Origin of the sequence: Rahnella victoriana, from assembly GCF_021276285.1 — a bacterium.
GTDB lineage: Bacteria > Pseudomonadota > Gammaproteobacteria > Enterobacterales > Enterobacteriaceae > Rahnella > Rahnella victoriana.
The window spans coordinates 3,716,467-3,740,405 of record NZ_CP089919.1; the positions used below are offsets into that span (position 1 = coordinate 3,716,467).

The window sequence follows — 23,939 nt, forward strand, 5'->3', positions numbered from 1 at the left end:
TTATCCTTTATGCTCTTTCATTCCATGTGTCTGAATGGACTACATTCCCATCCAGATAGTGCCAGATTATCTTTTCATAGCTTAATTCAACATATTCATGATGGGTGTGGCGTTCGAATAATCCATTTTTAATGTCGTGCATAAAAGGTTCGACAGATATAATCTTTACATTCTCTAACGTGACGCGGAAATATTCTTTTTCCTGCCCTCCATAATCAATGCAATAAAATTTAAACTCAGCACTTTTTAACGTCTGACCTGTAGAGAGAGCCTTGTAGAGAAAAGGGGATGAGGCATCAACTTCTTTCTCAAATGCATAGCCGCAATGAATGCGTTTTGCGGTGAGCTTGCCCGTCTGCGCATCAATGGGGACTTCAACAGCATGCATCAGTTCTAAAACCTCGATGCTGCCTTCTCTCTGACGGATATCTACCGACCCTTTGATGTCTGTACCATCATCATGTTTAAGCCATAAGTAAACAGGTATTGCCATTTTAACCCCCGGAAAGTAATGAATGCCTGAAGCAAAATTACGCGCGTTGGAAGCAAGTTTCTTTTAAGCCCGAGTGCTTTAGGTATTTTTAAGACTGTTTGCAGAAAGGATTTTGCGTTTAAGCACGCAGAACGGGGGAAGTGTGATCAATTTGAAATCTACAGTAAGCAGAAAAGAAAAAACCCATCAATCTTGAACCTAACGAGGCGGGATTGACGGGCTCTCCAAATTTGGGGACTTCAAAGAAAAGCAGTGGCACTAATTAAGACTCTGGCTAACTTTAAAAGTTCGCGCGATGTGGCAAAAAATTAAAAAAATTATTGATTTTTTTTTGCCACATTACAGTTCAATGAGTTACGTCATGCGCCGGGCCAGATGATGACGATCAGCGTACCGGCGAGTGTCAGTAATACGTTAGCAATCGCGTAGGTTCCTGCATAACCGAGTGCCGGAATGTTACTGCGCGCGGTGTCACTGATGATTTCCATCGCCGGAGCACAGGTTCGTGCGCCCATGATCGCGCCGAACAATAATGCGCGGTTCATGCGTAAGACATATGCACCGAAAATAAAGCAAATCACCACCGGCACCAGGCTGACAATCAGACCGGAAACCAGCATCTGGCCGCCGACCGCGCCAAGCCCGTTATTGATGCCCGCGCCAGCACTCAGACCGACACCGGCCATAAACACCATCAGACCGAACTCTTTCACCATGTTCAGCGCGCCCTGCGGGATATAACCAAAAGTAGGGTGGTTGGCCCGCAGGAAGCCAAGCATGATACCGGCGAACAGCAGACCCGCCGCGTTACCGATGCCAAAGCTGAAGTTTTTAAACTGGAAGGTGATAAGCCCAATCATCAGGCCGACAATAAAGAAGGCGCAGAAGGCCAGCAAATCGGTGAGCTGACTGTGAACCGAGATAAACCCGATGCGCTCTGCCACGCTTTTCACGCGTTTGGCGTCGCCGCTGACCTGCAACACATCCCCTTTATTGAGGACGATGCTGTCGTCGATCGGCATTTCAATCTGGCTGCGGATCACGCGGTTAAGGAAACAACCCTGATCGGTCAGGTTCAGCTGACTCAGACGTTTGCCGACCGCGTGGTTATTCTTGACCACCACTTCTTCGGTCACGATACGCATGTCGAGCAGGTCGCGGTCGAAAACTTCCTTACCGTTTCTGAAACTCGGGTCGAGACGCGAATGCGCGTCCGGATAACCGACCAGCGAGATTTCGTCACCGACCTGCAAGACTGCGTCACCGTCCGGCGTCGCCAGAATGCCGTTACGGCGGATACGTTCGATGTAACAACCGGTCTGGCGGTAAATGCCCAGTTCGCGCAGGTTTTTGCCGTCGGCCCATGCCACCAGTTCCTGTCCGACGCGGTAGGCGCGGATCACAGGCAGATAGACTTTGCGTTTGCTGTCGGTATCCAGACCCCGTTCGCGGGCGATTTGCTGGGCGCTGGTCGGTAAATCCTGATGTTGCAGCTTCGGCAGATAGCGTGCGCCGAAAATCAGGCTGACCAGACCGATAAGATAGGTCAGGGCGTAGCCCAGACTCAGGTTGTCCAGTTCAGGGCCGAGCAGCTTATTGCCGCCCATGGTGTTACGCAGCGTGTCTCCGGCACCGACCAGAACCGGCGTCGAGGTCATCGAACCCGCGAGCATACCGGCGGTAAGACCAATATCCCAGCCGAACGCTTTGCCCAATCCGAGCGCCAGCAACATGGCGCTGCCGACCATCACCAGTGCCAGCATGAAGTAATTTTTGCCGTCCCGGAAGAAAATGGAAAAAAAGTTGGGTCCGGCTTCGACGCCGACACAAAAAATAAACAGCATAAAGCCGAGGTTGAGCGCTTCCGTATTAATACTGAAATGCTGCTGACCCAGCAGAAGGGAAACCACTAATACGCCAATAGAATTTCCGAGCTGGACGGAACCCAGGCGAATTTTCCCCAGGCATAAACCCAGTGCCAAAACCACAAATAATAACAGGATGTAATTCCCGTTTAACAAACTAGCGACGTTTATATTCACAAGGATAACTTATTGTTTACCAACAAATTCTTGATATAGGAGAATGTAAAGGATAAATTCAGAACCGGAATATTCCTACTCTTGCTGACACTTTCTGTCACTGAATCAGGTGGAGTGGAAAAGCGGGTTTCGGGCGTCATTTTAGTCACAGAACGCCGGTTCAGCCAGAGAAAACCCCGTATAAATCTTCTGAAAGCTTTTTTTGTGTTTCGCGGGAGTGCGTGACACCTCAGGGAAGTGAGCCAGAAGGCTCCGACAGGTAAGAAAGAACACATTTGTGCTGCAGATAACCTGTAAATCTCGCCAACTTTAAGGAGGAAGTAAAATGGCAATTTGGCGAAAAGTGGTAGCCCCGTTAATTTGTTGCATAATATTCTTAATTATATTTCTTTTATTAAAAAACGGTTGGATTATTGTTAGAAATGTCGCGCCGGGGCCAGAATACGGCCTGTTATTATTTATGATCCCGGGGGTGATTGCGTCGCTGATTTCCCGTGATTCGGCGATATTCTCGTCTTTTGTCGGCGGGCTGGTGTCCATTCCTGTTTGTTTTTTATTGCGCATGGCGTTTTACCCGCGCGTTCGTCCGCTGGTTCAGGAGCTGGCTTATGCCACCAGCGCGATATTTTGGTGTGTTCTGGGAGCCATACTGGTGCAACTGCTGGTCATCGCTTACCGGCAGTTCAGGCAACACTGACAGATGATGAGGTCGGGGCAATAAAAAAGGCGCTCAGTGAGCGCCTTTTTGCTGTGTGTCAGTCTTTATTTTTTTGCGGATCAGTTGCTGAACAACGCCAGATGCTCTTTGGCATAGGCTTCAAAATCAGTGCAACCGCCGATGTGTTTCTGATCGAGGAAAATCTGTGGAACCGTTTCTACCGGTTTGCCCACGGTTTTTTCCAGGTCGGCTTTAGTGATGCCTTCCGCATGGATGTCGATGTAACGGAAGTTGAAATCATCACGTTCTTCAGTCAGTTTTTCAGCCAACTCTTTAGCGCGTACACAATAAGGACAGCCAGGACGCCCGAAAATTACTGCAAACATGGAGACTCCTTTGTTAATGCCAACGAGATAAATGAAAGGGGAGTGTCGTTTTTGTTATCCACATCACCTTTTTGATGTCGCTACTATGCCTGTTGCAAACCATAAAAAAAAGCAGGAATTACCTGTCAGTCCGATACCTTTGACCTATCTAAATGAACCGGCAGTCATTTTTAGCCGCCGCACATTGTTACAGCTATTGATGCCACAATCCTTGCAAACAGTGCTCACAGCATGAATGATTGGGACGACTGTTTTTATTTACCGCTACCGTTCAGGAATTTTTAAATGACGCCGACTATCGATCTTCTGCGCTCACACCGCTCCATTCGTGCCTTTACCGACCAGCCGGTATCCGATGAGCAGCGCGAAGCCATTATCGCCGCCGCTCAGGCCGCTTCCACGTCCAGCTTCCTGCAATGTTCTTCTATTATCCGGATCACCGATCCTGCGCTGCGTGAAACGCTGGTGCAGTACACCGGCGGACAAAAATATGTCGCCAGTGCCGCCGAATTTTGGGTCTTTTGCGCCGATTTCAACCGTAACTGGCAGATTAACCCGGAAGCGGAACTGGGGCTGGCGGAACAACTGCTGCTCGGCTGTGTGGATACCGCGCTGATGGCGCAAAATGCCATGACCGCCGCAGAATCGCTCGGGCTTGGCGGTGTGTTTATCGGCGGGATACGTAATCAGGTCGACGATGTGGTGAATCTGCTGAAATTGCCTAAATTTGTCATGCCGCTGTTCGGTTTTTGCATCGGCACACCGGCGCAGGATCATCAGGTTAAACCGCGTATGCCGCAGTCATTGCTGGTGCATGAAAACGCCTATCAACCGGTCGATAAAACGGTGCTGGCGGACTATGACGAACAATTAAGTCAGTATTATCTTCAGCGCGACAGCAATGCCCGTCGCGATACCTGGAGTGATCTGATCATGCGTACACTGAAAAATGAACAGCGTCCGTTTATGCTGGACGCACTGCACAAGCAAGGCTGGGCAACACGCTAATCGGCGACGGAGTGTCGGATGAAAATTGCAATTCTTTCCCGTGACGGGTCTTTGTATTCGTGTAAGCGCCTGAAAGAAGCGGCGGAGTCCCGCGGCCATGAGATCGACATCATCGATCCTTTGTCCTGCTATATGAATATCAATCCGGCCGCGCCAAGCGTGCATTATCGCGGGCGGCAACTGGATAAATACCATGCCGTGATCCCGCGAATCGGCTCTGCGATTACCTTTTATGGCACCGCCGTGTTGCGCCAGTTCGAGATGCTGGGCAGTTTTCCGCTGAACGAATCGGTGGCGATCACCCGCGCGCGCGATAAATTGCGCTCAATGCAGATTCTGGCGCGCGAAGGTATCGATTTACCGATCACCGGATTTGCCAATGCCCCTGATGACACGTCCGATTTGATTGCGCTGGTCGGTGGTGCGCCGCTGGTGGTGAAACTGGTGGAAGGCACGCAGGGTATCGGCGTGGTGCTGGCGGAAACCCGTCAGGCGGCGGAAAGCGTGATTGATGCCTTTCGCGGGCTGAATGCGCATATTCTGGTGCAGGAATATATCCGCGAAGCCGAAGGGCGCGACATCCGTTGTCTGGTGGTGGGTAAAAAAGTGGTGGCGGCCATTGAACGGCAGGCCAAGCCGGGGGATTTCCGCTCCAACCTGCATCGTGGCGGCACGGCCAGTAACGTCAAAATTACCCCGGAAGAGAAAGATATTGCCATCAAAGCGGCGCTGACCCTCGGGCTGGATGTCGCGGGTGTCGATATCCTGCGCGCGCATCGCGGGCCGCTGGTGATGGAGGTCAATGCGTCGCCGGGGCTGGAAGGGATTGAAACCACCACCGGCCTCGATATCGCCGGGATGATGATCGACTATATTGAGCATAGAGCGCGGCCGGGATTTCGTCTGAAATCCGGCGGCTAAATCTTATTTCACCGCGTTAATCACCATCAATCCGCTATTGATCGTAGCGCCGGGCAGTAATATTCCGTAAGCTATAACCCCTTCGTAATGCTGACGGCGTTGCGAAGGGTTTGTTTTTTTCGTTGTGTTGAACTCGTGAGGCATTTTATGGATTCGCTCATCGTCCCTGATTTGGCGCTGCTGCGGCGCTGGCTGGATCAGCTGGGCATCTCTTTTTTCGAGTGTGATTCCTGTCAGGCTCTCCATTTGCCGCATATGCAGAATTTTGATGGCATTTTTGATGCCAAACTCGATATCGTCGACAACGTGATTTTGTTCTCTGCGCTGGCCGAAGTAAAACCGACGGCGCTGATCCCGCTGGTGGCGGATTTAAGCTCGATTAATGCCAGCTCGCTGACCATCAAAGCGTTCGTGGATATTCAGGATGATAATCTGCCAAAACTGATTGTCTGCCAGTCGCTGACCATCGCCGTGGGCGTGACCGAAGAGCAGTTTGCCTTCTTCCTGCAACAGGCAGAAGAGCAGATGTCGATGATTATTCTCGAAGCACATGCCAATGACCTGCTGTTTCTCGGCGATGAAGAAGAAGGGGTTCCGGTGACGTCCGTGAACCTGCCGCTGTTGCATTAAGCCTGACCCGGCTGTTCGTTATTCCCCTCTGAAGATCCTTTCCTGCGAGCCGTGTTTATTGCGGCTCCGCTGCCTTTATTCGCTTTCGCCATAAGTTATGCTGCCTTGACGGCAGTGTTGCCAGATATTTCACTTTGTTAAAAGGCAAAATGCCAGACGGTATAGACCAAATCTGCATAATTAATCGATAAACGCCGGTTTTGTCTCAGGAGGCTGGTACGCAGGGGTTGCAGGCGCTATTCTTCTGACTCTGCATCACGCGTGATTACGTCGTAAAACCAAACGGTTAATTCGCAGGCAGCGTATGCGCCAACATTGAATGTCTATGCACATGTCGTGGAGGACAGTTGGCTTTGTGTGAAAGGTTTTGTATCAGTCTCAGTGATACAAATTCAATTTTATATTCCCTGTCTTGGAGGTAGTAACGGATGTTCACCCTGCGTAAAAAGTGGTTATCGGGTGTTGTCGCCGGCCTGGTCATGGCTGCGTCCGTCACAGCGTCTGCGGAAGAAAAAACGCTGCATATCTATAACTGGTCCGATTATATCGCGCCAAATACCGTGCCTGATTTCCAGAAGGAAACCGGCATTAAAGTGGTTTACGACGTCTTTGACTCCAACGAAGTGCTGGAAGGCAAACTGATGGCAGGCAGCACCGGTTTCGACCTGGTGGTGCCATCGGCCAGTTTCCTTGAGCGTCAGCTGGCGGCAGGCGTCTTCCAGCCACTCGACAAGAGCAAACTGCCTAATTACAAAAATATGGATCCTGATCTGCTGAAGATGGTGGCGCAACATGATCCGGGCAACAAATACGCTATCCCTTATCTGTGGGCGACCACCGGTATCGGCTATAACGTCGATAAAGTGAAAGCCGTTCTCGGTAAAGATGCGCCGGTAGACAGCTGGGATCTGGTGCTCAAGCCTGAAAACCTTGAGAAACTGAAAAGCTGCGGCGTGTCATTCCTTGATGCACCGGCGGAAATCTATGCCACGGTGCTCAATTACCTGCATCTGGATCCGAACAGCACCAAAGCGTCCGATTACACCGGTGCGGCCAACGATCTGCTGCTGAAATTGCGTCCGAACATCCGTTATTTCCACTCTTCCCAGTACATTAACGATCTGGCGAACGGCGATATCTGTGTGGCGATCGGTTGGGCAGGCGATGTCATGCAGGCGTCAAACCGCGCGAAAGAAGCGAAAAATGGCGTGAACGTGGCGTACAGCATTCCGAAAGAAGGGGCGCTGGCCTTCTTCGACGTGTTTGCTATTCCGGCGGATGCGAAAAACCTCGATGAAGCCTATCAGTTCCTGAATTACCTGATGGAACCGAAAGTGATCGCGCAAATCAGTAACACCGTTTACTACGCCAGCGGCAACAAAGCCGCGACGCCACTGGTGAACGAAGATGTGCGCAACAACCCGGGCATTTATCCACCGGCAGACGTTCAGGCGAAGCTTTTCACCCTGAAAGTTCAGGATCCGAAAATCGACCGGGTTATCACCCGTTCGTGGACCAAGGTCAAAACCGGCAAGTAATACTCTTCATCCTTCAGGCTGCTTCTGCGTTGGCTGCGTGAACGCGCCCCGGTCACTGACTTGTGTCAGCTCCCGGGGACTTGCTCACTTGCCGCCCTGATGCAACCAGAATGATTTTGAGTATCGTTAACGCGGCTCCGCTTATTGATGGCGGGGCCGCTGACGTTTTGCTTCCGGCTCTATTTTGGGCATAGAGATCAGGCACTTTTCCCCCTGACTGTTATGCTTATTTGAACTGCTTTTTTTTCTGATACCGGAGATTTCTCTGAGTGAACGACGCTATCCCCCGCCCGCAGCCTAAGTCCCAGAAGGGTTTCACGCCTTTACTGGAGATCCGCAATCTGACCAAATCTTTTGATGGTCAGGCCGCCGTCGATGATGTGAGCCTGACCATTTATAAGGGCGAGATTTTCGCACTGCTCGGCGCGTCCGGCTGTGGGAAATCCACACTGTTGCGTATGCTGGCCGGTTTTGAGCCGCCGACGCAGGGACAAATCGTCCTGGATGGTGTTGACCTGTCGCAGGTGCCGCCGTATCAGCGGCCGATCAATATGATGTTCCAGTCCTACGCGCTGTTCCCGCACATGACCGTGGAGCAGAACATCGCCTTCGGCCTCAAGCAGGACAAACTGCCGTCGGCGGAAATCAAAAGCCGCGTGGCCGAAATGCTGACGCTGGTGCATATGCAGGAATACGCCAAACGTAAGCCGCATCAGCTTTCCGGCGGTCAGCGTCAGCGCGTGGCATTAGCGCGCAGTCTGGCGAAACGGCCAAAACTGCTGCTGCTCGATGAGCCGATGGGCGCGCTGGATAAAAAGCTGCGTGACCGTATGCAGCTGGAAGTGGTGGATATTCTTGAGCGTGTTGGCGCGACCTGTGTGATGGTCACGCACGATCAGGAAGAAGCGATGACCATGGCCGGGCGCATTGCCATCATGAACCGTGGCAAATTCGTGCAAATCGGCGAGCCGGAAGAAATCTACGAGCATCCTACCAGCCGTTTCAGTGCCGAATTTATCGGCTCAGTGAACGTATTTGAAGGCGTACTGAAAGAACGTCTGGACGATGCACTGGTACTGACTTCGCCGGGGCTAAAGCATCCCCTGAAAGTCGATCCGGACGTGTCGGTGGTGGACGGCGTGCCGGTGTTCGTTGCGCTGCGTCCGGAAAAAATCATGCTGTGCGAAGAGGTGCCGCAGGACGGCTGTAACTTCGCGGTCGGCGAAGTGGTCAACATTGCGTATCTCGGCGACCTGTCGATTTATCACGTCCGGCTGCACAGCGGTCAGATGATTACCGCGCAATTGCAGAACGGTCACCGTTTCCGCAAAGGCATGCCAACCTGGGGCGACGAAGTGCGCCTGTGCTGGGAAGCCGACAGCTGTGTCGTGCTGACTGTTTAAGGGGGGATGAAAATGTCTGTGATCTCCGAACAACCGGCCAGCAAACCTCCGGGCGGATTTAAAGCCTTCACCGGACGTCTGCAACAGCGTCATGGCCGCAAGCTGGTGATCCTTCTGCCGCTGGTGTGGTTCCTGCTGCTGTTTTTACTGCCGTTCCTGATTGTCTTTAAAATCAGTTTCGCCGAAATGGCGCGCGCGATCCCGCCGTATACCGATCTGGTCACCTGGTCAGACGGTATGCTGGATATCGCGCTCAACATTGCCAACTACATCGGGCTGACGCAGGATCCGCTGTATATCGATGCCTATCTGCAATCGCTGCAAGTGGCGGCGATTTCCACACTGCTTTGTCTGCTGATCGGTTATCCGCTGGCATGGGCGGTGGCGCACAGCCGCACCTCGACGCGCAATATCCTGCTGTTGCTGGTGATCCTGCCGTCGTGGACATCGTTCCTGATCCGCGTCTATGCCTGGATTGGCATTCTCAAAGACAACGGCGTGCTGAATAACGTTCTGCTCTGGCTGCATGTGATCGACCAGCCGCTGGTGATCCTGCATACCAATCTGGCCGTGTATATCGGCATTGTGTACTCCTATCTGCCGTTTATGGTGCTGCCGATTTATACCGCGCTGACCCGTATGGATTACTCGCTGGTGGAAGCGGCGCAGGATCTCGGTGCGCGTCCGATGAAGACCTTCTTCAAAGTGATTATGCCGCTGACCAAAGGCGGCATTATCGCCGGTTCGATGCTGGTCTTTATTCCGGCGGTCGGGGAATATGTGATCCCGGAACTGCTCGGCGGGCCGGACAGCAATATGATTGGCCGCGTGCTGTGGCAGGAATTCTTTAACAACCGCGACTGGCCGGTGGCTTCAGCGGTGGCGGTGGTCATGCTGTTGCTGCTGATCATGCCTATTCTGTGGTTCCAGAAATACCAAAACAAAGAGCTGGGAGAGAAAGAATGAATCAGTTACCGGTTGTCCGTTCGCCGTGGCGAATTCTTATTCTGGTGCTCGGCTTTACGTTTTTGTACGCCCCGATGCTGATGCTGGTTATTTACTCATTCAACAGCTCGAAGCTGGTAACGGTCTGGGCGGGCTGGTCTACCCGCTGGTATACTCAGCTTTTCCATGATTCAGCGATGATCAGCGCCGTCGGCATGAGTTTGTCGATTGCGACGGCAGCGGCGACCATGGCGGTGATTGTCGGCACGCTTGCGGCGGTGGTGATGGTGCGTTTCCGGCGTTTCCGCGGTTCCACCGGGTTTGCCTTCATGCTGACCGCGCCGCTGGTCATGCCCGATGTCATTACCGGTCTGGCGTTGTTGTTGTTGTTTGTGGCGATGGGGCACACCTTCGGCTGGCCTGCGGAACGCGGCATGTTCACCATCTGGCTGGCGCACGTGACGTTTTGTAGTGCGTACGTTGCCGTGGTGGTGTCGGCGCGCCTGCGTGAACTGGACCGCTCGATTGAAGAAGCCGCGATGGATTTAGGTGCCGCGCCGCTGAAAGTGTTCTTCATTATCACGTTGCCGATGATTTTACCGGCGCTGATTTCCGGCTGGCTGCTGGCGTTTACCTTGTCGCTCGACGATCTGGTTATTGCCAGTTTCGTCGCCGGACCCGGCTCGACGACCTTACCGATGCTGGTGTTTGCCAGCGTGCGCATGGGCGTCAACCCTGAAATCAACGCACTGGCGACACTGATCCTGCTGGTGGTGGGCATCATTGGTATGATTGCCTGGTGGTTTATGGCGCGGGCGGAAAAGCAGAGAAGAAAGGAAATCCAGCGCGCACAACGCGCTTAAATTTAAAGATAATGTCAGGGCGGATTTTTCCGCCCTGAAGGTAAATGGAGAGCCCAAACGGATTTATGAAACTGGCATTTATCCCTGTTCCCGTCATGATCGGCGCGTCGGCGATTGTCGCCACACGCTGTCTGGAATTCATTTTGTTGTTCGATGCGATGGGCTTTTCAGGGCTGATGAGTTTTATCGAGGTCAGTGCAGAATCCTGGCTGAACTGCTTCATTATGCTGGCGAGCCTGCTGATTGTTCTGATCGAATGCCGTGCCGCGTATGCGATGATGCGCGCCCGCCGCTGGGGACGTCGGGCATTTATCGGCTGTCAGGTGATTGTGGTCGGTTACATGATGCTGGCGTCATTCGACTGGTTCGGGCCACGTATCTTTCGCTTTAACGTTGAAACACAGGGCGAGTTTCTCTCTTCGCTGCTGATGCAAAAAATCCCTGATATCGTGGTGTTGCTGTTGTTATATCTGCCCGCCAGCAGCCGCAGATACTTTTCCCGTAACAAATAGCCACGACGTACATGAGCCTTTCCCGCCGCGCAGTGATAAACTGCGCGCCAGTTTTTCCCAGCATTCGATGACCGGAACATTTTCATGCATTGCGCACTTTACACCGCAGGAACCTGCCGTTCCTGCCAGTGGCTCGACAAACCTTATTCACAACAGTTAGCCGACAAGCAGCAAGATCTCAGTGATCTGCTCTCCGATTTGCCTGTGGGTGAGTGGTGTGAACCGGTCACCGGCCCGGAAAGTGCGTTTCGCAATAAAGCCAAAATGGTGGTCAGCGGCAGCGTGGAGCGTCCGTTGCTGGGCATGTTGCATCGTGACGGTACGCCGGTAGATTTGTGTGATTGCCCGCTGTATCCGGCCAGCTTCCCTGCGGTGTTTTCCGTGCTCAAAACCTTCATCGCCCGCGCCGGTCTGACGCCTTATCACGTGGCGCGTAAACGCGGCGAACTGAAATTCCTTCTGCTGACAGAAAGCCAGAAAGACGGCGGCATAATGCTGCGCTTTGTGCTGCGCTCAGACACCAAACTGGCGCAACTGCGGGCCGCGCTGCCGTGGCTGCAACAGCAGTTGCCGCAGTTGACCGTGATTTCTGCCAATATCCAGCCGGTGCATATGGCGATCCTCGAAGGCGACACCGAAATCCCTCTGACGGAGGTTCAGCGGCTGGAAGAAGACTTTAACCATGTGCCGCTGTTTATCCGCCCGCAGAGTTTCTTCCAGACCAATCCTGTGGTGGCTGAAAAACTCTACGCTACGGCGCGTGACTGGGTGAGGGCGCGGGGTGATATTCACAGTATGTGGGATTTGTTCTGCGGCGTCGGCGGTTTTGGTCTGCACTGCACAACGCCGCAGATGAAACTGACCGGTATCGAAATCAGCGCCGAAGCCATTGCCTGCGCGAAGGAATCGGCGGCGCGTCTGGGGCTGCAAAACGTCGAGTTTCAGGCGCTGGATTCCACCGGTTTTGCCACCGGCAAAGGCGAGGTGCCGGATCTGGTGCTGGTGAATCCGCCACGTCGCGGCATCGGCAAAGCGTTGTGTGAGTACCTGAGCCACATGGCGCCAGACACCATTCTTTATTCAAGCTGTAACGCTAAAACCATGGCGCAGGATCTGGCGTTACTGCCGGATTATCACATCCTGCGTGTCCAGCTTTTCGACATGTTCCCGCATACCGCGCATTACGAAGTGATGGTACTGCTGGTCCGGCGTTAAGCCTGTCCGTCAGCCCGCCAGCTGATTCACGATCAGCACAATCTTATCCAGAATCTCACTGAACAGATGCTCGCTGAATGGCGCGAGCATCGGCATCATCAGGCTGATGGCCAGAATGCCGATGCTGAGGGTCAGCGGGAAACCGATCACGAAAACGGAAAGCTGAGGCGTCATGCGGTTTAACAAGCCCAGCGCCATGTTGAGGGTCAGCAGCAACGTCACAATCGGTAACGCCAGCATCATGCCGCCGCTGAACACAATGCTGCCGGCTTTGGCGACCGCCATAAATCCTTCCGCGTTCACCGGATTCAGACTGATGGGCAGGGTATGGAAACTGTCTGCCAGCAGGGAAATCAGCCACAAATGGGCGTTAAAACTCAGGAACAGCAACACCGCCAGCAGGTTTAAAAACTGCGCCAGCAGCGGGGTGTTGAGACGGTTGCTCGGGTCATAGAACGTCGCGAAGGAAATCCCCATCTGCAATCCCATGATCTCACCGGCCATACGGATGGCGGCAAACGCCAGTTGCATGGTGATGCCTAACGCGGTACCGATCATGATTTGCTGCATCGCCAGCCACAGCGCGGGCGTGGAGAAAATCGGCGTTTCCACCGGCGGCAGGGACGGTGCGATCAGGAAGGTAATCATCATGCCAAGCCCGAGTTTGACCCGGTTAGGCACCGATTTCTCGCTGGTGATAGGGGCGGTGCTGATCAGCGCCAGAATTCGCAGCAGGGGCCAGAAATACATGCTCAGCCAGCCGGCTAACTGGGTGCTGTCGAAGGAAACCATAGATTACCCGATGATGTAGGGCAGGTTGGAGAACAACGTGCGGATGTAATCGAGCAGCAGATTCAGCATCCACGGGCCTGCAATCACGATAGTGGCGACAACAGCCAGAATTTTCGGGATGAAGGACAGCGTTTGTTCGTTGATCTGTGTCGCCGCCTGCAACAGGCTGACGATAAGCCCGGTCACCAGCGCGGCCAGCAATAAAGGCGCAGCAACGGCTAATGCCACTTTCATTGCCTCGTTACCCAGTGCCATTACCGATTCAGGAGTCATTACTCAATTCTCACAAAAGAAGACGGGCGACTCCCTCCCCTGCGAAGGGGAGGGTTGGGGTGGGGTATGAATAGCAGCTCAGAATTTGAAGTTGCCTGTAAAACCCCCTCCCGGCCTCCCCCTTCGCAGGGGGAGGAGCAAAAACGCCCATTAAGTCAGGCGTTTTGAATTAACTGTAAAAACTCTGCGCCAGTGATCCGAGCAGCAGTTGCCAGCCATCGACCAGCACGAACAGCATCAGCTTGAACGGCAGTGAGATGGTCGCCGGTGGCACCATCATCATCCCCAGTGCCATCAGGACGCTGGCGACCACCAGGTCGATAATCATGAACGGGATGAATACGGTGAAGCCAATCTGGAATGCGGTTTTCAGCTCGCTGGTGACGTAAGCGGGCAGCAAAATACGCATCGGTACGGCTTCCGGCCCGGCCAGTGGCGGGATGTTGGCCAGCCGCGCATACAGTGCAAGGTCGCTTTCACGGGTCTGACGCAGCATAAACTGGCGTAACGGCTGCGCGCCTTTGTCCATCGCTTCCTGCATGGTGATTTTGTTTTCAGAAAACGGCTGGTAGGCATCGCTGTAAATCTTGTCGAAAACCGGTGCCATCACGAAGAAGGTCAGAAACAGCCCCAGGCCGAGCAGCACCTGGTTTGGCGGCGCGGAAGGCGTTCCCAGCGCGTTTCGCAGCAAACCCAGTACGATAATGATGCGGGTAAAACTGGTACACATCAGCAGCATCGCCGGTAACAGCGTCAGCGTGGTGATAAACACCAGCGTCTGGATCGGCAGTGACCAGTTTTGTGCCCCGTTAGACATTTGCTGGCTGATGATCCCCGGCAGTTGTGCGAACGCCGAAGGGCTGATGAACAGCAGCAGCGGCAGGCAAACGGTAAGGGCGGAGTTGATTACTTTCTTCACGACGGACTGAGTCATGCCTGCTTTCCCGGACGTTTCAACATTTTCTGCATCAGCTGACGGAAATCAGCGGGCGCGTGATTCGGATGGCCTGATTCAGGCGGTTGTTCAGCCGGAGGTGCGCTCAGGGTGTGCAGCGGGGTGATGTTGTGTGCCGTCACGCCCAGCACCAGCCAGGTATTTTCGACTTCCACGATCACCACTTTCTCACTGCGACCGACCTGAACACTGGCGGACACTTTCAGCAGTTTGTTATGTTTCGATTGCGGTGCGAAACCGGCGCGCTTCACGATCCAGCCGATAAACAGGATCAGCAGCAGAATGCCGCCCAGCACGGTACTGACTTGCGTCAGCACGGAACCGGCAGGCATGGCCTGAGGCGCAGCCTGCGTGGTGGCATGGTTTGCCGGGCCGGAAATGTACGGAGAATCCGTCGCGGCATTCTGGCTCATCAGCGGCTCAGACGACGCATACGTTCGGACGGCGTGATGATGTCAGTGATACGCACGCCGTATTTATCGGCGACCACCACCACTTCACCCTGAGCAATCAGGTAACCGTTGATCAGGATATCCAGCGGCTCACCGGCCAGACCGTCCAGCGCCACCACGGAACCCTGCGAAAGACGCAGCAGTTCTTTGATGGTCATTTTCGTGCGGCCTAATTCCACGGTCAGTTTCACCGGAATATCGAGGATCATGTCGATATCCTGCAAACTGCCGGTTCCGTCCTGGGCACCCAGCGCGGCGAACACACCGTCGGTGGACGTCTTGGCGCCGCCCGCAGATTGTTGTTCGTTAAACGCATCAGCCCATAAATCGTCAACGTTATCCGATCCGGCGTCAGACGGTTTATTAGTGTCACTCATGGGGCTGTTCCTCATCTAGAGAATTTAAAATTGGGTTGATCAAATGTTCAACGCGCAGGGCGTATTGTTCGTTTAGGGTGCCGTACTGACTGGTCAGTACCGGGACGCCATCGACGTGGGCAATCAGCCGATCCGGCTTTTCAATCGGCAGGACATCGCCCGGTTGCAGTTTCAGGATCTGAGACAAACGCAGCGGGATTTCGACGAAATTCGCCACCAGTTCCAGTTCTGACTGCTGAACCTGACTGACCAGGTTTTCGCGCCACTGACTTTCTTCATGACGGGAGTTCTCGACCGGCGGATTGGTCAGTAACTCGCGTAACGGTTCAATCATGCTGAACGGAATACAGATGTTGAAGTCACCGCTCAGCGCACCGATTTCCACGTGGAACGGCGTGGTGACCACGATATCGTTCGGTGAAGAGGTGATGTTGGTGAACTTGATCTGCAATTCCGCACGCACATATTCCACGCTCAGCTTGTAAACGCCGCTCCAGGCATCTTCGTAGGCATCGAGTGCCAGCGTGAGCATGCGTTTAATCACCCGCTGTTCGGTATGGGTAAATTCGCGTCCTTCGACTTTGGTCGGGAAACGGCCATCGCCGCCGAACAGGTTATCCACGGCGATGAAGACCAGGCTCGGTGCGAACACAAACAGCGCCGTACCACGCAAAGGCTTCAGGTGGATCAGGTTCAGGTTGGTTGGCACCGGCAGGTTACGGGCAAACTCATGGTAAGGCTGGATTTTAATCGGCCCTACGGTGATGTCCGGGCTGCGGCGCAACAGGTTGAACAGCCCCATGCGGAAATGACGGGCAAAACGCTCGTTAATGATTTCCAGCGCCTGCAACCGCTCACGAACAACGCGACGTTGCGTCGTGGGGTCAAAAGGTTTTACACCGTCATCAGACGCGGCGGTCTTTGCAGCAGCGTCAGTGTCGCTTGCACTGTCACTGTCGCCATTGAGCAGCGCGTCGATCTCGGCCTGTGAAAGTATGCTGTCGCCCATAATTTGTTTATCGCAGTATGAAAGCAGTGAAAAGCACGTCGTTGATCACCTGTGGGGGCTGACCTTTGACCAGTGGCGCGTCCAGAACCTGTTTGATGTCCTGCACCAGTTGTTGTTTACCGGCTTCGCTTGCGAGGTCCGTCGTTTTCTGACGGGACAGCAGCAACAGCAGACGGCTGCGAACTTCTGGCAGGTATTCTGTCAGCGTAGCCCGGTTTGTTTCATCCGGCAGGCGCAGGGTCAGGCCGATATACAGCACGCGATCCGGATCGTTATCCGGCGTTTGCAGATTAACGGTGAAGGTATCCAGCGCCAGGAAAATTGGCGCGGCAGGCGGTTCATTCTTTTTCACTTCTGCTGTTTGTGTTCCATTTCCAGATTGTTGCTTGTGCAACATCCACCAGGCGTAACCGGCCGCACCACAGGCTCCGATGGCAATGAGTAACAGCAGAATCATCATTAACGGCCGCTTTTTCTTACGCGACGCCGAGAGAGCAGAGTCAGACATGGATGAGGCGATTTCCTGTAAGTATGCGCAGAGTGGCGTGAGGAGCACCCTTCTGCTGAGTCAATTCTGAGAATGATTATCCCGCTTATCCCGTTGTTCAATAGTCAGAATAGGCGGGGTAAATAAGGTCAGCTCTGCCGTTTGAATTAAGGGAGAACTGACCGTCTGCAATTATCTGAAACAATTTAGCCAGCGTTGATGCACATTTGTTCACCCGTAGTCAGGCGAAAATATCCACGCTGTTGTTGCCGCTGACCCGTGAAGCGAGAGAGGCCGGTACCGGCAGGGCATCACTGGCGGAGACATTGTTACCGGAATTAAAGGCCGCCCAGCTTGCTGCGCTGCCTTGCTGCGAGCCGGACTGTCCGCTTTGCTGCTGCGCCTGTTGCCACTGCGAACTGTCGCTGCCGACGCTGCTCTGACCCAGACTGATGCCGTTATCGGCCAGTGCGGTTTTAAGCTCCGGCATGGCGGCTTCAATCGCGGAACGCACGCCGCTGTGACCGGACACAAAGTGCAGCTGCGCCTGGTTGTTTTCGATTTTCATGCTGATCTGGATGGAGCCCAGATCTTCAGGGTGCAGACGCAGCTGAGCGGTCTGTTGTCCCTGACGGTTGAACATTAATACCTGCTGACCGAGCTGTTGCTGCCATTCCGGCGTGCCCAGCTGCGCATTCAGTAACGGCGTTGATGGCGCCGTCACGGCGCTGGTGGTGGTCGGTGTGGTGGACACCGGCGCAGAAGACACGGCGACCGCTGCGGTATTCAGCTGACTGAGTGCCTGTGTGCTGTTATCCAGCGTGCGGCTGTCGGTTTGCTGCAACGCGGCGGCATTCCCCGTCGCGGCACTCATTGATGCCAGCGCACTGCTGAAATCAGGGGTGTCGGTGGCGGCGGCTTTACTGGCGGCGTGCTGCGCGGAATTCGCGGCGGCATTGCCGGAGGCCGCCGCAGCGGCTTTCGGATCGGTATCCGTCACCGCTGCCGTTTTATCATCACCGGTCAGCAACGAGGAGGCCGTCAGTCCGGCCAGCAGTGCGCCTTTCTTATCACTGCCGGTCGCGCCGTCAGATGCCGTTTGTGTCGCCACGGCAGAGGCAGTCTGGATCTGCTGTGCCGGTTGCTGCTGAGCGGCCAGTTGCGCGAACAACGCCTGGATCGGCAGGGCACTGGTATCGTCAGTTTTGCTGTCTTTGTCTTTATCACTGAGCGCGGTATTTTTTACCGCCGCCGCGTCAGCGCCTTTCAGGCTGCCGTTGGGCAGGATCTGAATGGCGGCGATCATTTTGCTCAGGTCTGAGTCATCGAGCATCAGACTGCCGTCTTTTTCACCGACTTCCACCGCCTGCGTCAGCGTGGCTTTATCCACGGTTTCGCCTTTGGCGGTGATCTGCTGGCCGAGTTTGGCTAATGTGCTGGTCAGTTTCGGATCCAGTTTTGCGCCGAGCTGGGCTTCTAACTGGCTGGCGAAATCTGAGTTCGCGGGAGTGGTGGCCGATGCCGTCGTTGATTCACCGATTGTCGACAGGTCGGTGGCTGACGTGGCAGAAGACGTCGTGCCCGTCGCCGCGCTGGCGGTGGTTTTTGCCGTGGTCACGGCAGCAGGCAAAATGTTCAGATTCATGGTTGTTTCTTCCTGTGTGCGCTGCGCTGGGCGAACTCATCGTTCTGTTTTTGATCAAGCTTGTTTTCCAGAGAACGTTGCTGCTCGCTGGCACGGGTTTGCAGCGTCTGATACGCATTCAGCCGCTGCTGCTTGTCCTGCCACTGGTTGACGGCCGCATTCAGCCGCTGATCCCACTGTTGTAACTGTTTACGGTGCTGGTCAATGGCCACTTCCAGCGTGCCGATAAACTGCTGATAGTTCTGCCAGGTATTGGCTGCAATTCCGTCAGTCATGGTGGAATTGAGTTTCTCCCGGTACTCGCGCTGATAATTGAGCAGCATGGTCAGCTGTTCCTGCGCCTGATGGTGCGACTGCCTGATCTGGCCCAGATGACTGGTGGCCTGATCCAGCGCTTTTTGCGCCAGAGAACAAAGGGTGATCAATGGTGACGAGCTTTCCATTCGACTTTCCTTCAGTTATTAGCCCGGGAGCAACATGTTCAGTTCCAGACAGGCGTCTTCGTAAGTGCTGCGTTCCATGATGTCCTGCTGCAGGAAGTTCTCCATCTGCGGATACAGCTTAATGGCGCGATCCAGCATCGGGTCACTGCCTGCGGCGTAAGCGCCGACGCTCACCAGATCACGGTTGCGCTGGTAGCTGGACAACAGTTGTTTAAATTGACGTACGCGCCCGTACTGCGCGTCGTCGATAAGCGAGGTCATGGCACGGCTGATCGACGCTTCAATATCGATGGCCGGATAATGCCCTGATTCGGCTAACCGGCGGGACAACACCACATGACCGTCAAGGATGGCGCGGGCGGAGTCAGCAATCGGATCCTGCTGGTCATCGCCTTCGGTCAGCACGGTATAAAACGCGGTGATCGAGCCGCCGCCGCTGATGCCGTTACCCGCGCGTTCAACCAGCGCAGGCAGTTTGGCAAAGACGGAAGGAGGATAGCCTTTGGTGGCCGGTGGCTCACCGATCGCCAGGGCGATTTCACGCTGTGCCATGGCGTAACGGGTCAGGGAATCCATGATCAGCAACACATGCTGACCGCGATCGCGGAAATCTTCGGCGATACGCGTGGCGTAAGCCGCACCCTGCATACGCAAAAGGGGCGACACGTCAGCCGGTGCCGCGATGACAACGGAACGGGCGCGACCTTCGTCACCTAAAATGTTCTCGATAAAATCTTTCACTTCACGGCCACGTTCGCCAATCAGCCCGACCACGATCACGTCGGCTTTGGTGTAACGCGCCATCATGCCGAGCAGGACGGATTTACCCACGCCGGAACCGGCGAACAGGCCCATACGCTGGCCGCGACCGACGGTGAGCAGGGCGTTAATGGCGCGCACGCCGACATCCAGCACATCGGTGATCGGGGTCCGTTGCAGCGGGTTAAACGGTGGCGTAATAAGCGCGGCGCGGTAACCTGTGTCCGGGGGCGGTAAACCATCGAGCGGTTTGGCGCTGCCGTCGAGCACACGGCCGAGCAACTGCGGGCCGAGCGGCAATTGTTTACCGGCGGTCTGGCCATCGGCGGCGATACGGGCATACACCCGCGCGCCCGGCAAAATCCCTTCCACTTCTTCCAGTGGCATCAGGAACAGGCTCTGGCCGTTGAAACCGACCACTTCACTTTCGACTTCCTGCACTACCGGCCCGTCATGGCGCTCGATCAGACAGGTCGCGCCCAGCGGCAGCTGCAAACCGGTGGCTTCCAGCACCAGACCTGTCGCACGGGTCAGACGGCCGTAACGGCGGACGGACGGCGTGCGCAACATCCGCTTTTCCGCATCATCCAGCGTTTTCAGCAGGCGGCTCAGGCGGGCGGTCATCAGAGATCTCCCGGTGCCGCGAGACGGCACAGCTCATGCCAGCGTGTTGCCAGCGAGGCATCCATGTCGCCGTCTTCGGCGCTGACTTTACAACCGCCGCTGTGGATCTGGCTGTCAGCCAGCAGACGCCAGCCGTTCATGCTCAGGCTGGCACCGAGTTGTTGTTCTACACGCTCGAAATCCGCCGGGTTAACGCGCAGTTGCGGTTTGCCTTTGAACATCGGCTCCTGCTGGATCAGCTGTTGGATCTGGTTGAGCAGGGCTGAACCGTCACAAATCGGCGCCTGACCAATAATCTGTTTGGCCGCCGTCAGCGCCATCTGCATCAGACGTGAGGCGATCACGCTGTCCAGCGCGTCCAGCGTTTGCTGGAAATCGGTCACCATGTTCTGCCAGTGTTCGGTCAGTACAGCCTGCTGATGCTGGCCTTCCTGCAAACCCTGTTGCTGACCGGCTTCCAGCCCCTGCTGAAAACCGGCGGCATAACCTTGTTTCTGACCGGCTTCCTGACCCTGCTGGAAACCCTGCTGTTCCGCACGGCGTTGCAGGTTCAGTAATTCATTCTGATCGACCTGAAGTTTGGGCTGCCCGTCGTCCTGCTCTTCCTCACCTTCGGCCAGCAAAGGTTCGTCGGGGGTGGCGAAGACCGGCACCGTCAGATCGCCCGGTCTCCAGGGTTGCCACGGCAGGGCGTTAATACGCTCCGCATGGCGTTCTTCAGCGGTTTTCTTTTCCGGTGCCGGGTGTTCAGAATCAGACATAAGAATCCTCGCCGCCGCCAACCATCATTTCGCCAGACTCTGCCAGACGGCGAACCGTCTGCAGGATTGCTTTTTGTTCGTTCTCGACCAGAGACATACGCATCGGCCCGCGGTTTGCCAGGTCGTCGCGCAGGATATCGGCTGCACGCTGGGACATGTTGCGCAGGAACTTGTCGCGCAGCGGTTGTTCCGCCCCTTTCAATGCCACCAGTAACGATTCGCCTTCGATTTCCTGCAACAGGCGCTGGATACTGCGGTCGTCCACATCCACCAGGTTTTCGAACAGGAACATCTCGTCGATAATTTTTTGGGCCAGTTCGCCGTCGTAACCACGCACCGCTTCGATAACCGCTTCTTCCTGCTGGGTTTTCATCAGGTTGATGATTTCCGCCGCAGTACGAACACCGCCCATCTTCGCGCGCTTGAGGTTCTGACCGTCGAGCAGGTTGTTCAGCACTTCGGTCAGTTCCGCCAGCGCCGCTGGCTGAACACCGCCGAAGGTGGCGATACGCAGCATGACATCGTTGCGCAGACGCTCGTCGAACAGCGCCAGAATATCTGCCGCCTGACCGCGTTTGAGGTGCACCAGGATGGTGGCGATAATCTGCGGATGCTCGTCGCGGATAAGATCGGCCGCCATCTGCGGTTCCATAAAGTTGAGCGTTTCCATCCCGCTGGTGGTTTCGCGAGATTCCAGAATGTCTTCCAGCAGGCTTGACGCACGCTCCTCGCCGAGGGCTTTGGTCAGAACCGCACGCAGATATTCGCTGGTGTTGACGCTCAGTGCGGCGTACTGCTCGGATTCGTCTTCGAACTCGTTCAGCACGTCGGCCAGTTGCTTGTTGGAAATCTGATGGATATTCGCCATCGCGCCACTGATTTGCTGTACCTCGCGCGGGGAGAGGTGCTTGAACACCTCTACTGCGCGGTCTTCACCCAGCGTGATCATCAAAATGGCGCTTTTCTCGGTTCCGGTCATAGTCATGATTGTTCGTTACTCATCCATTGGCGGATAACCAGGGCGACGATACGCGGATCCTTATCGGCCAGCTCCTGAACACGTTGGGTCTGAACTTCAACACTGACGCGCTGTTGTGAACGTTTACGTTTTTCCAGCTCGTCATTGCTGAGTTTGACCGGCTTGCTGCCTTCAGGCTGTGGCATGGACGCAGCGAGGGCGGCAGCGGCGGCGGCATCTTTCTCCGCCTGCTGTTTGCGCAGCATCGGACGAACCATCTTGCGCCACAGCAGCCAGGCCACAATCAGCACCAGTAACCAGCGACCTGCATTGAGTAACTGATCGAAGAACGCCTGTTGTTTCCAGAATGGCAGTTCACCGGAATCTTCAGCCGCGTCGTTGAACGGTGTATTCACCACGTTCAGCGTATCGCCACGTTCCTGTGAGAAGCCCATCGCTTCGCGTACCAGATCATCAATTTTCTTCAACTGCTCATCGGTCAGCGGCTTGGCTTTACCGTCAGTCCCGACCTGATAGTTAACCACCACCGCCGCAGACAGACGCTGTACCGCGCCCGCACTGTGCTGGGTATGGGTGATCGTACGGTCAACTTCATAGTTGGTGGTTTCATCACGGCGGCGGTTAGACGGCACGTTTGAATTCGCGCTGGTGGCGCTGTTCTGTGCGGTGTTACCGGCCTGGTTCTGCGCACCGTTGGCGTTATTCGCATTATTGGCGGCTGGCGGATTGGTCACCGGTGCCGTCGCGGCCGGTGCTGGCTGGTTGCTCAGCGCACCCGGAACACCGCCGACGGCTGAACCGCCAATCTGATCGCTGGTGCTCAGCTGACGGGAACGCACCGCAGCTTTATCCGGCGAACCGTTTGGCTGGTAGTTCTCATCGGTCTGTTCGCGGCTGGCGTAATCAATCTGCGCGGTGATTTGGGCGTGAACGTTACCGTTACCTACTACCGGTTGCAGAATGGATTCGATACGGCGTTGCAGACGGCCTTCCACTTCATTGGCGTATTTCAGCTGAGACGCGTTAAGGTCACGGCCATTGTTATCAGACTGGGTCAGCAGATGTCCGCTCTGATCGACCACGGTCACGTTAGCGGGCGGTAAGCCGGATACGCTGCTCGACACCATATAAACGATGGCGTTGATCTGACCGTCATCCAGCGCGCGACCCGGTTGCAGATTCAGGGTCACAGACGCGGAAGGATTTTTCTGTTCGCGGACAAATAAAGAAGGTTTTGGAATGGCTAAATGCACACGGGCGCTGGACACCGGTCCCAGCGTTTCGATGGTGCGGGAAAGTTCGCCTTCCAGCGCGCGCTGATAGTTAATCTGCTCGCTGAACTGGCTGATGCCGAATTTTTCCTGATCCATCAGCTCAAAGCCGACCGCGCCACCTTTCGGCAAACCGGCCGCCGCCAGCTTCAGACGGGTTTCATAGACTTTATCCGCCGGGATCAGTAAAGCACCGCCGTTATCAGAAAACTGATAAGGGATGTTCATCTGGGTAAGCTGCGTGACGATGGCACCGCCATCCTGGTCACCGAGGTTGCTAAACAACACCTTATAGGTAGGCTGCTTCGCCCACAGCATCATGACAACAACAATAGCCACGGCGGCCGCAGCGGCGATGGCGATAGGAATTTTTGGGTTGGCGCGCAGGCGATTAAGCAACGCAGTAAAACCGCTTCGAGGGCTTTCTGCGCCGGCTATTGCGGAACTCATACAAGATCCCTATTTAGCTGTTGAATGGTGGTGTTCATGTTGTCTCTT

The 23,939-nt window shown here is 54.9% G+C and carries 26 protein-coding genes; 10 read left to right on the forward strand and 16 right to left on the reverse strand.

Translation table 11 applies throughout. The features are described 5' to 3' along the window. Positions 1 to 7: 7 nt before the first annotated feature. Entirely contained in the window at positions 8 to 493 is a 486-nt protein-coding gene (locus tag J9880_RS17205) for an Hcp family type VI secretion system effector (RefSeq protein WP_195817206.1), read from the reverse strand. Between the two features lie 359 nt (positions 494 to 852). After that, a complete protein-coding gene (locus J9880_RS17210; RefSeq protein WP_095922256.1) occupies positions 853 to 2,535 on the reverse strand; it encodes an aspartate:alanine antiporter in 1,683 nt (560 codons plus the stop codon). A gap of 325 nt (positions 2,536 to 2,860) precedes the next feature. Here J9880_RS17210 and ybjM point away from each other — a divergent pair, with 325 nt between their 5' ends. Beyond that, on the forward strand, positions 2,861 to 3,232 hold the full coding sequence (ybjM, locus tag J9880_RS17215) for an inner membrane protein YbjM (protein WP_095922255.1): 372 nt from the start codon (positions 2,861 to 2,863) through the stop codon (positions 3,230 to 3,232). A gap of 80 nt (positions 3,233 to 3,312) precedes the next feature. Here ybjM and J9880_RS17220 read toward each other — a convergent pair whose 3' ends face one another. Further along, positions 3,313 to 3,579 carry a GrxA family glutaredoxin gene (locus J9880_RS17220; RefSeq protein WP_013575818.1) on the reverse strand — a complete coding sequence of 89 codons (267 nt, stop codon included), beginning with the start codon at positions 3,577 to 3,579 and terminating at the stop codon, positions 3,313 to 3,315. A 285-nt stretch (positions 3,580 to 3,864) separates the two neighbouring features. On the opposite strand from J9880_RS17220, the gene nfsA reads away from it, so the two are divergent. The 9 genes from nfsA to rlmC all read left to right on the forward strand — a co-directional run bounded on the left by nfsA (position 3,865) and on the right by rlmC (position 12,614). Beyond that, positions 3,865 to 4,587 (forward strand): oxygen-insensitive NADPH nitroreductase, encoded by a 723-nt coding sequence (gene nfsA / locus J9880_RS17225; protein ID WP_232769660.1) that lies wholly within the window; start codon positions 3,865 to 3,867, stop codon positions 4,585 to 4,587. An 18-nt stretch (positions 4,588 to 4,605) separates the two neighbouring features. Next, positions 4,606 to 5,508 (forward strand): 30S ribosomal protein S6--L-glutamate ligase, encoded by a 903-nt coding sequence (gene rimK, locus J9880_RS17230; protein WP_131694311.1) that lies wholly within the window; start codon positions 4,606 to 4,608, stop codon positions 5,506 to 5,508. Between the two features lie 147 nt (positions 5,509 to 5,655). Next, positions 5,656 to 6,138, forward strand: a complete 483-nt coding sequence (locus J9880_RS17235) for a type III secretion system chaperone family protein (RefSeq protein ID WP_095922252.1) — start codon at positions 5,656 to 5,658, stop codon at positions 6,136 to 6,138. 428 nt (positions 6,139 to 6,566) lie between these two features. Next, positions 6,567 to 7,676: a spermidine/putrescine ABC transporter substrate-binding protein PotF gene (potF, locus tag J9880_RS17240; RefSeq protein ID WP_112289375.1), complete on the forward strand. Its 1,110-nt coding sequence runs from the start codon at positions 6,567 to 6,569 to the stop codon at positions 7,674 to 7,676. 269 nt (positions 7,677 to 7,945) lie between these two features. After that, positions 7,946 to 9,079, forward strand: coding sequence for a putrescine ABC transporter ATP-binding subunit PotG (potG, locus tag J9880_RS17245; RefSeq protein WP_095922250.1), 1,134 nt, complete (start codon positions 7,946 to 7,948; stop codon positions 9,077 to 9,079). Between the two features lie 12 nt (positions 9,080 to 9,091). Continuing rightward, positions 9,092 to 10,045, forward strand: a complete 954-nt coding sequence (gene potH, locus J9880_RS17250; RefSeq protein ID WP_232769661.1) for a putrescine ABC transporter permease PotH — start codon at positions 9,092 to 9,094, stop codon at positions 10,043 to 10,045. After that, on the forward strand, positions 10,042 to 10,887 hold the full coding sequence (gene potI / locus J9880_RS17255; protein ID WP_095922248.1) for a putrescine ABC transporter permease PotI: 846 nt from the start codon (positions 10,042 to 10,044) through the stop codon (positions 10,885 to 10,887). Before potH ends, potI begins: the two co-directional genes overlap by 4 nt. 65 nt (positions 10,888 to 10,952) lie before the next feature. Beyond that, positions 10,953 to 11,399 (forward strand): YbjO family protein, encoded by a 447-nt coding sequence (locus tag J9880_RS17260; RefSeq protein WP_095922247.1) that lies wholly within the window; start codon positions 10,953 to 10,955, stop codon positions 11,397 to 11,399. Between the two features lie 84 nt (positions 11,400 to 11,483). Beyond that, a complete protein-coding gene (gene rlmC / locus J9880_RS17265) occupies positions 11,484 to 12,614 on the forward strand; it encodes a 23S rRNA (uracil(747)-C(5))-methyltransferase RlmC (protein WP_232769662.1) in 1,131 nt (376 codons plus the stop codon). Positions 12,615 to 12,623: 9 nt separating this feature from the next. Here the strand turns inward: rlmC and fliR are convergent, their stop codons facing one another. The 13 genes from fliR to fliF all read right to left on the reverse strand — a co-directional run bounded on the left by fliR (position 12,624) and on the right by fliF (position 23,891). After that, a complete protein-coding gene (gene fliR, locus J9880_RS17270) occupies positions 12,624 to 13,406 on the reverse strand; it encodes a flagellar biosynthetic protein FliR (RefSeq protein WP_119825013.1) in 783 nt (260 codons plus the stop codon). Positions 13,407 to 13,409: 3 nt separating this feature from the next. After that, positions 13,410 to 13,679, reverse strand: a complete 270-nt coding sequence (fliQ, locus tag J9880_RS17275) for a flagellar biosynthesis protein FliQ (RefSeq protein ID WP_095925151.1) — start codon at positions 13,677 to 13,679, stop codon at positions 13,410 to 13,412. A gap of 169 nt (positions 13,680 to 13,848) precedes the next feature. After that, positions 13,849 to 14,613, reverse strand: coding sequence for a flagellar type III secretion system pore protein FliP (gene fliP, locus J9880_RS17280; RefSeq protein ID WP_095922244.1), 765 nt, complete (start codon positions 14,611 to 14,613; stop codon positions 13,849 to 13,851). Further along, positions 14,610 to 15,047, reverse strand: a complete 438-nt coding sequence (fliO, locus tag J9880_RS17285) for a flagellar biosynthetic protein FliO (protein ID WP_095922243.1) — start codon at positions 15,045 to 15,047, stop codon at positions 14,610 to 14,612. The genes fliP and fliO overlap by 4 nt, the downstream gene beginning before the upstream one ends. After that, positions 15,047 to 15,463, reverse strand: a complete 417-nt coding sequence (gene fliN, locus J9880_RS17290; protein ID WP_095922242.1) for a flagellar motor switch protein FliN — start codon at positions 15,461 to 15,463, stop codon at positions 15,047 to 15,049. Before fliN ends, fliO begins: the two co-directional genes overlap by 1 nt. Further along, positions 15,456 to 16,472, reverse strand: a complete 1,017-nt coding sequence (fliM, locus tag J9880_RS17295) for a flagellar motor switch protein FliM (RefSeq protein ID WP_095922241.1) — start codon at positions 16,470 to 16,472, stop codon at positions 15,456 to 15,458. The genes fliN and fliM overlap by 8 nt, the downstream gene beginning before the upstream one ends. A gap of 7 nt (positions 16,473 to 16,479) precedes the next feature. Next, positions 16,480 to 16,980: a flagellar basal body-associated protein FliL gene (gene fliL / locus J9880_RS17300; RefSeq protein ID WP_095922240.1), complete on the reverse strand. Its 501-nt coding sequence runs from the start codon at positions 16,978 to 16,980 to the stop codon at positions 16,480 to 16,482. A gap of 220 nt (positions 16,981 to 17,200) precedes the next feature. Further along, a complete protein-coding gene (locus J9880_RS17305; RefSeq protein WP_232769663.1) occupies positions 17,201 to 18,604 on the reverse strand; it encodes a flagellar hook-length control protein FliK in 1,404 nt (467 codons plus the stop codon). Further along, complete coding sequence (gene fliJ / locus J9880_RS17310; protein WP_095922238.1) at positions 18,601 to 19,047, reverse strand: flagellar export protein FliJ; 447 nt, start codon at positions 19,045 to 19,047, stop codon at positions 18,601 to 18,603. The genes J9880_RS17305 and fliJ overlap by 4 nt, the downstream gene beginning before the upstream one ends. A gap of 18 nt (positions 19,048 to 19,065) precedes the next feature. Beyond that, entirely contained in the window at positions 19,066 to 20,430 is a 1,365-nt protein-coding gene (fliI, locus tag J9880_RS17315; RefSeq protein ID WP_095922237.1) for a flagellar protein export ATPase FliI, read from the reverse strand. After that, complete coding sequence (gene fliH, locus J9880_RS17320) at positions 20,430 to 21,191, reverse strand: flagellar assembly protein FliH (RefSeq protein ID WP_119825005.1); 762 nt, start codon at positions 21,189 to 21,191, stop codon at positions 20,430 to 20,432. Before fliH ends, fliI begins: the two co-directional genes overlap by 1 nt. Further along, the gene (fliG, locus tag J9880_RS17325) at positions 21,184 to 22,176 is read right to left on the reverse strand and encodes a flagellar motor switch protein FliG (RefSeq protein WP_095922235.1); all 993 of its coding nucleotides are present in this window, start codon (positions 22,174 to 22,176) and stop codon (positions 21,184 to 21,186) included. Before fliG ends, fliH begins: the two co-directional genes overlap by 8 nt. Further along, the gene (fliF, locus tag J9880_RS17330; protein ID WP_095922234.1) at positions 22,173 to 23,891 is read right to left on the reverse strand and encodes a flagellar basal-body MS-ring/collar protein FliF; all 1,719 of its coding nucleotides are present in this window, start codon (positions 23,889 to 23,891) and stop codon (positions 22,173 to 22,175) included. Before fliF ends, fliG begins: the two co-directional genes overlap by 4 nt. Positions 23,892 to 23,939: the final 48 nt, after the last annotated feature.

Bases quoted from the DNA above. Each gene is read 5' to 3' on its own strand.
- fliM (WP_095922241.1), bottom strand. From the start codon at position 16,472: ATGGGCGACAGCATACTTTCACAGGCCGAGATCGACGCGCTGCTCAAT.
- fliR (WP_119825013.1), bottom strand. From the start codon at position 13,406: ATGGTTTCCTTCGACAGCACCCAGTTAGCCGGCTGGCTGAGCATGTAT.
- J9880_RS17220 (WP_013575818.1), bottom strand. From the start codon at position 3,579: ATGTTTGCAGTAATTTTCGGGCGTCCTGGCTGTCCTTATTGTGTACGC.
- nfsA (WP_232769660.1), top strand. From the start codon at position 3,865: ATGACGCCGACTATCGATCTTCTGCGCTCACACCGCTCCATTCGTGCC.
- potI (WP_095922248.1), top strand. From the start codon at position 10,042: ATGAATCAGTTACCGGTTGTCCGTTCGCCGTGGCGAATTCTTATTCTG.
- rimK (WP_131694311.1), top strand. From the start codon at position 4,606: ATGAAAATTGCAATTCTTTCCCGTGACGGGTCTTTGTATTCGTGTAAG.
- fliL (WP_095922240.1), bottom strand. From the start codon at position 16,980: ATGTCTGACTCTGCTCTCTCGGCGTCGCGTAAGAAAAAGCGGCCGTTA.
- fliG (WP_095922235.1), bottom strand. From the start codon at position 22,176: ATGACTATGACCGGAACCGAGAAAAGCGCCATTTTGATGATCACGCTG.
- fliO (WP_095922243.1), bottom strand. From the start codon at position 15,047: ATGAGCCAGAATGCCGCGACGGATTCTCCGTACATTTCCGGCCCGGCA.
- fliJ (WP_095922238.1), bottom strand. From the start codon at position 19,047: ATGGAAAGCTCGTCACCATTGATCACCCTTTGTTCTCTGGCGCAAAAA.
- J9880_RS17235 (WP_095922252.1), top strand. From the start codon at position 5,656: ATGGATTCGCTCATCGTCCCTGATTTGGCGCTGCTGCGGCGCTGGCTG.
- fliP (WP_095922244.1), bottom strand. From the start codon at position 14,613: ATGACTCAGTCCGTCGTGAAGAAAGTAATCAACTCCGCCCTTACCGTT.
- fliF (WP_095922234.1), bottom strand. From the start codon at position 23,891: ATGAGTTCCGCAATAGCCGGCGCAGAAAGCCCTCGAAGCGGTTTTACT.
- fliN (WP_095922242.1), bottom strand. From the start codon at position 15,463: ATGAGTGACACTAATAAACCGTCTGACGCCGGATCGGATAACGTTGAC.
- fliH (WP_119825005.1), bottom strand. From the start codon at position 21,191: ATGTCTGATTCTGAACACCCGGCACCGGAAAAGAAAACCGCTGAAGAA.
- fliI (WP_095922237.1), bottom strand. From the start codon at position 20,430: ATGACCGCCCGCCTGAGCCGCCTGCTGAAAACGCTGGATGATGCGGAA.
- ybjM (WP_095922255.1), top strand. From the start codon at position 2,861: ATGGCAATTTGGCGAAAAGTGGTAGCCCCGTTAATTTGTTGCATAATA.
- J9880_RS17305 (WP_232769663.1), bottom strand. From the start codon at position 18,604: ATGAATCTGAACATTTTGCCTGCTGCCGTGACCACGGCAAAAACCACC.
- potF (WP_112289375.1), top strand. From the start codon at position 6,567: ATGTTCACCCTGCGTAAAAAGTGGTTATCGGGTGTTGTCGCCGGCCTG.
- J9880_RS17205 (WP_195817206.1), bottom strand. From the start codon at position 493: ATGGCAATACCTGTTTACTTATGGCTTAAACATGATGATGGTACAGAC.
- fliQ (WP_095925151.1), bottom strand. From the start codon at position 13,679: ATGACTCCTGAATCGGTAATGGCACTGGGTAACGAGGCAATGAAAGTG.
- J9880_RS17260 (WP_095922247.1), top strand. From the start codon at position 10,953: ATGAAACTGGCATTTATCCCTGTTCCCGTCATGATCGGCGCGTCGGCG.
- potH (WP_232769661.1), top strand. From the start codon at position 9,092: ATGTCTGTGATCTCCGAACAACCGGCCAGCAAACCTCCGGGCGGATTT.
- rlmC (WP_232769662.1), top strand. From the start codon at position 11,484: ATGCATTGCGCACTTTACACCGCAGGAACCTGCCGTTCCTGCCAGTGG.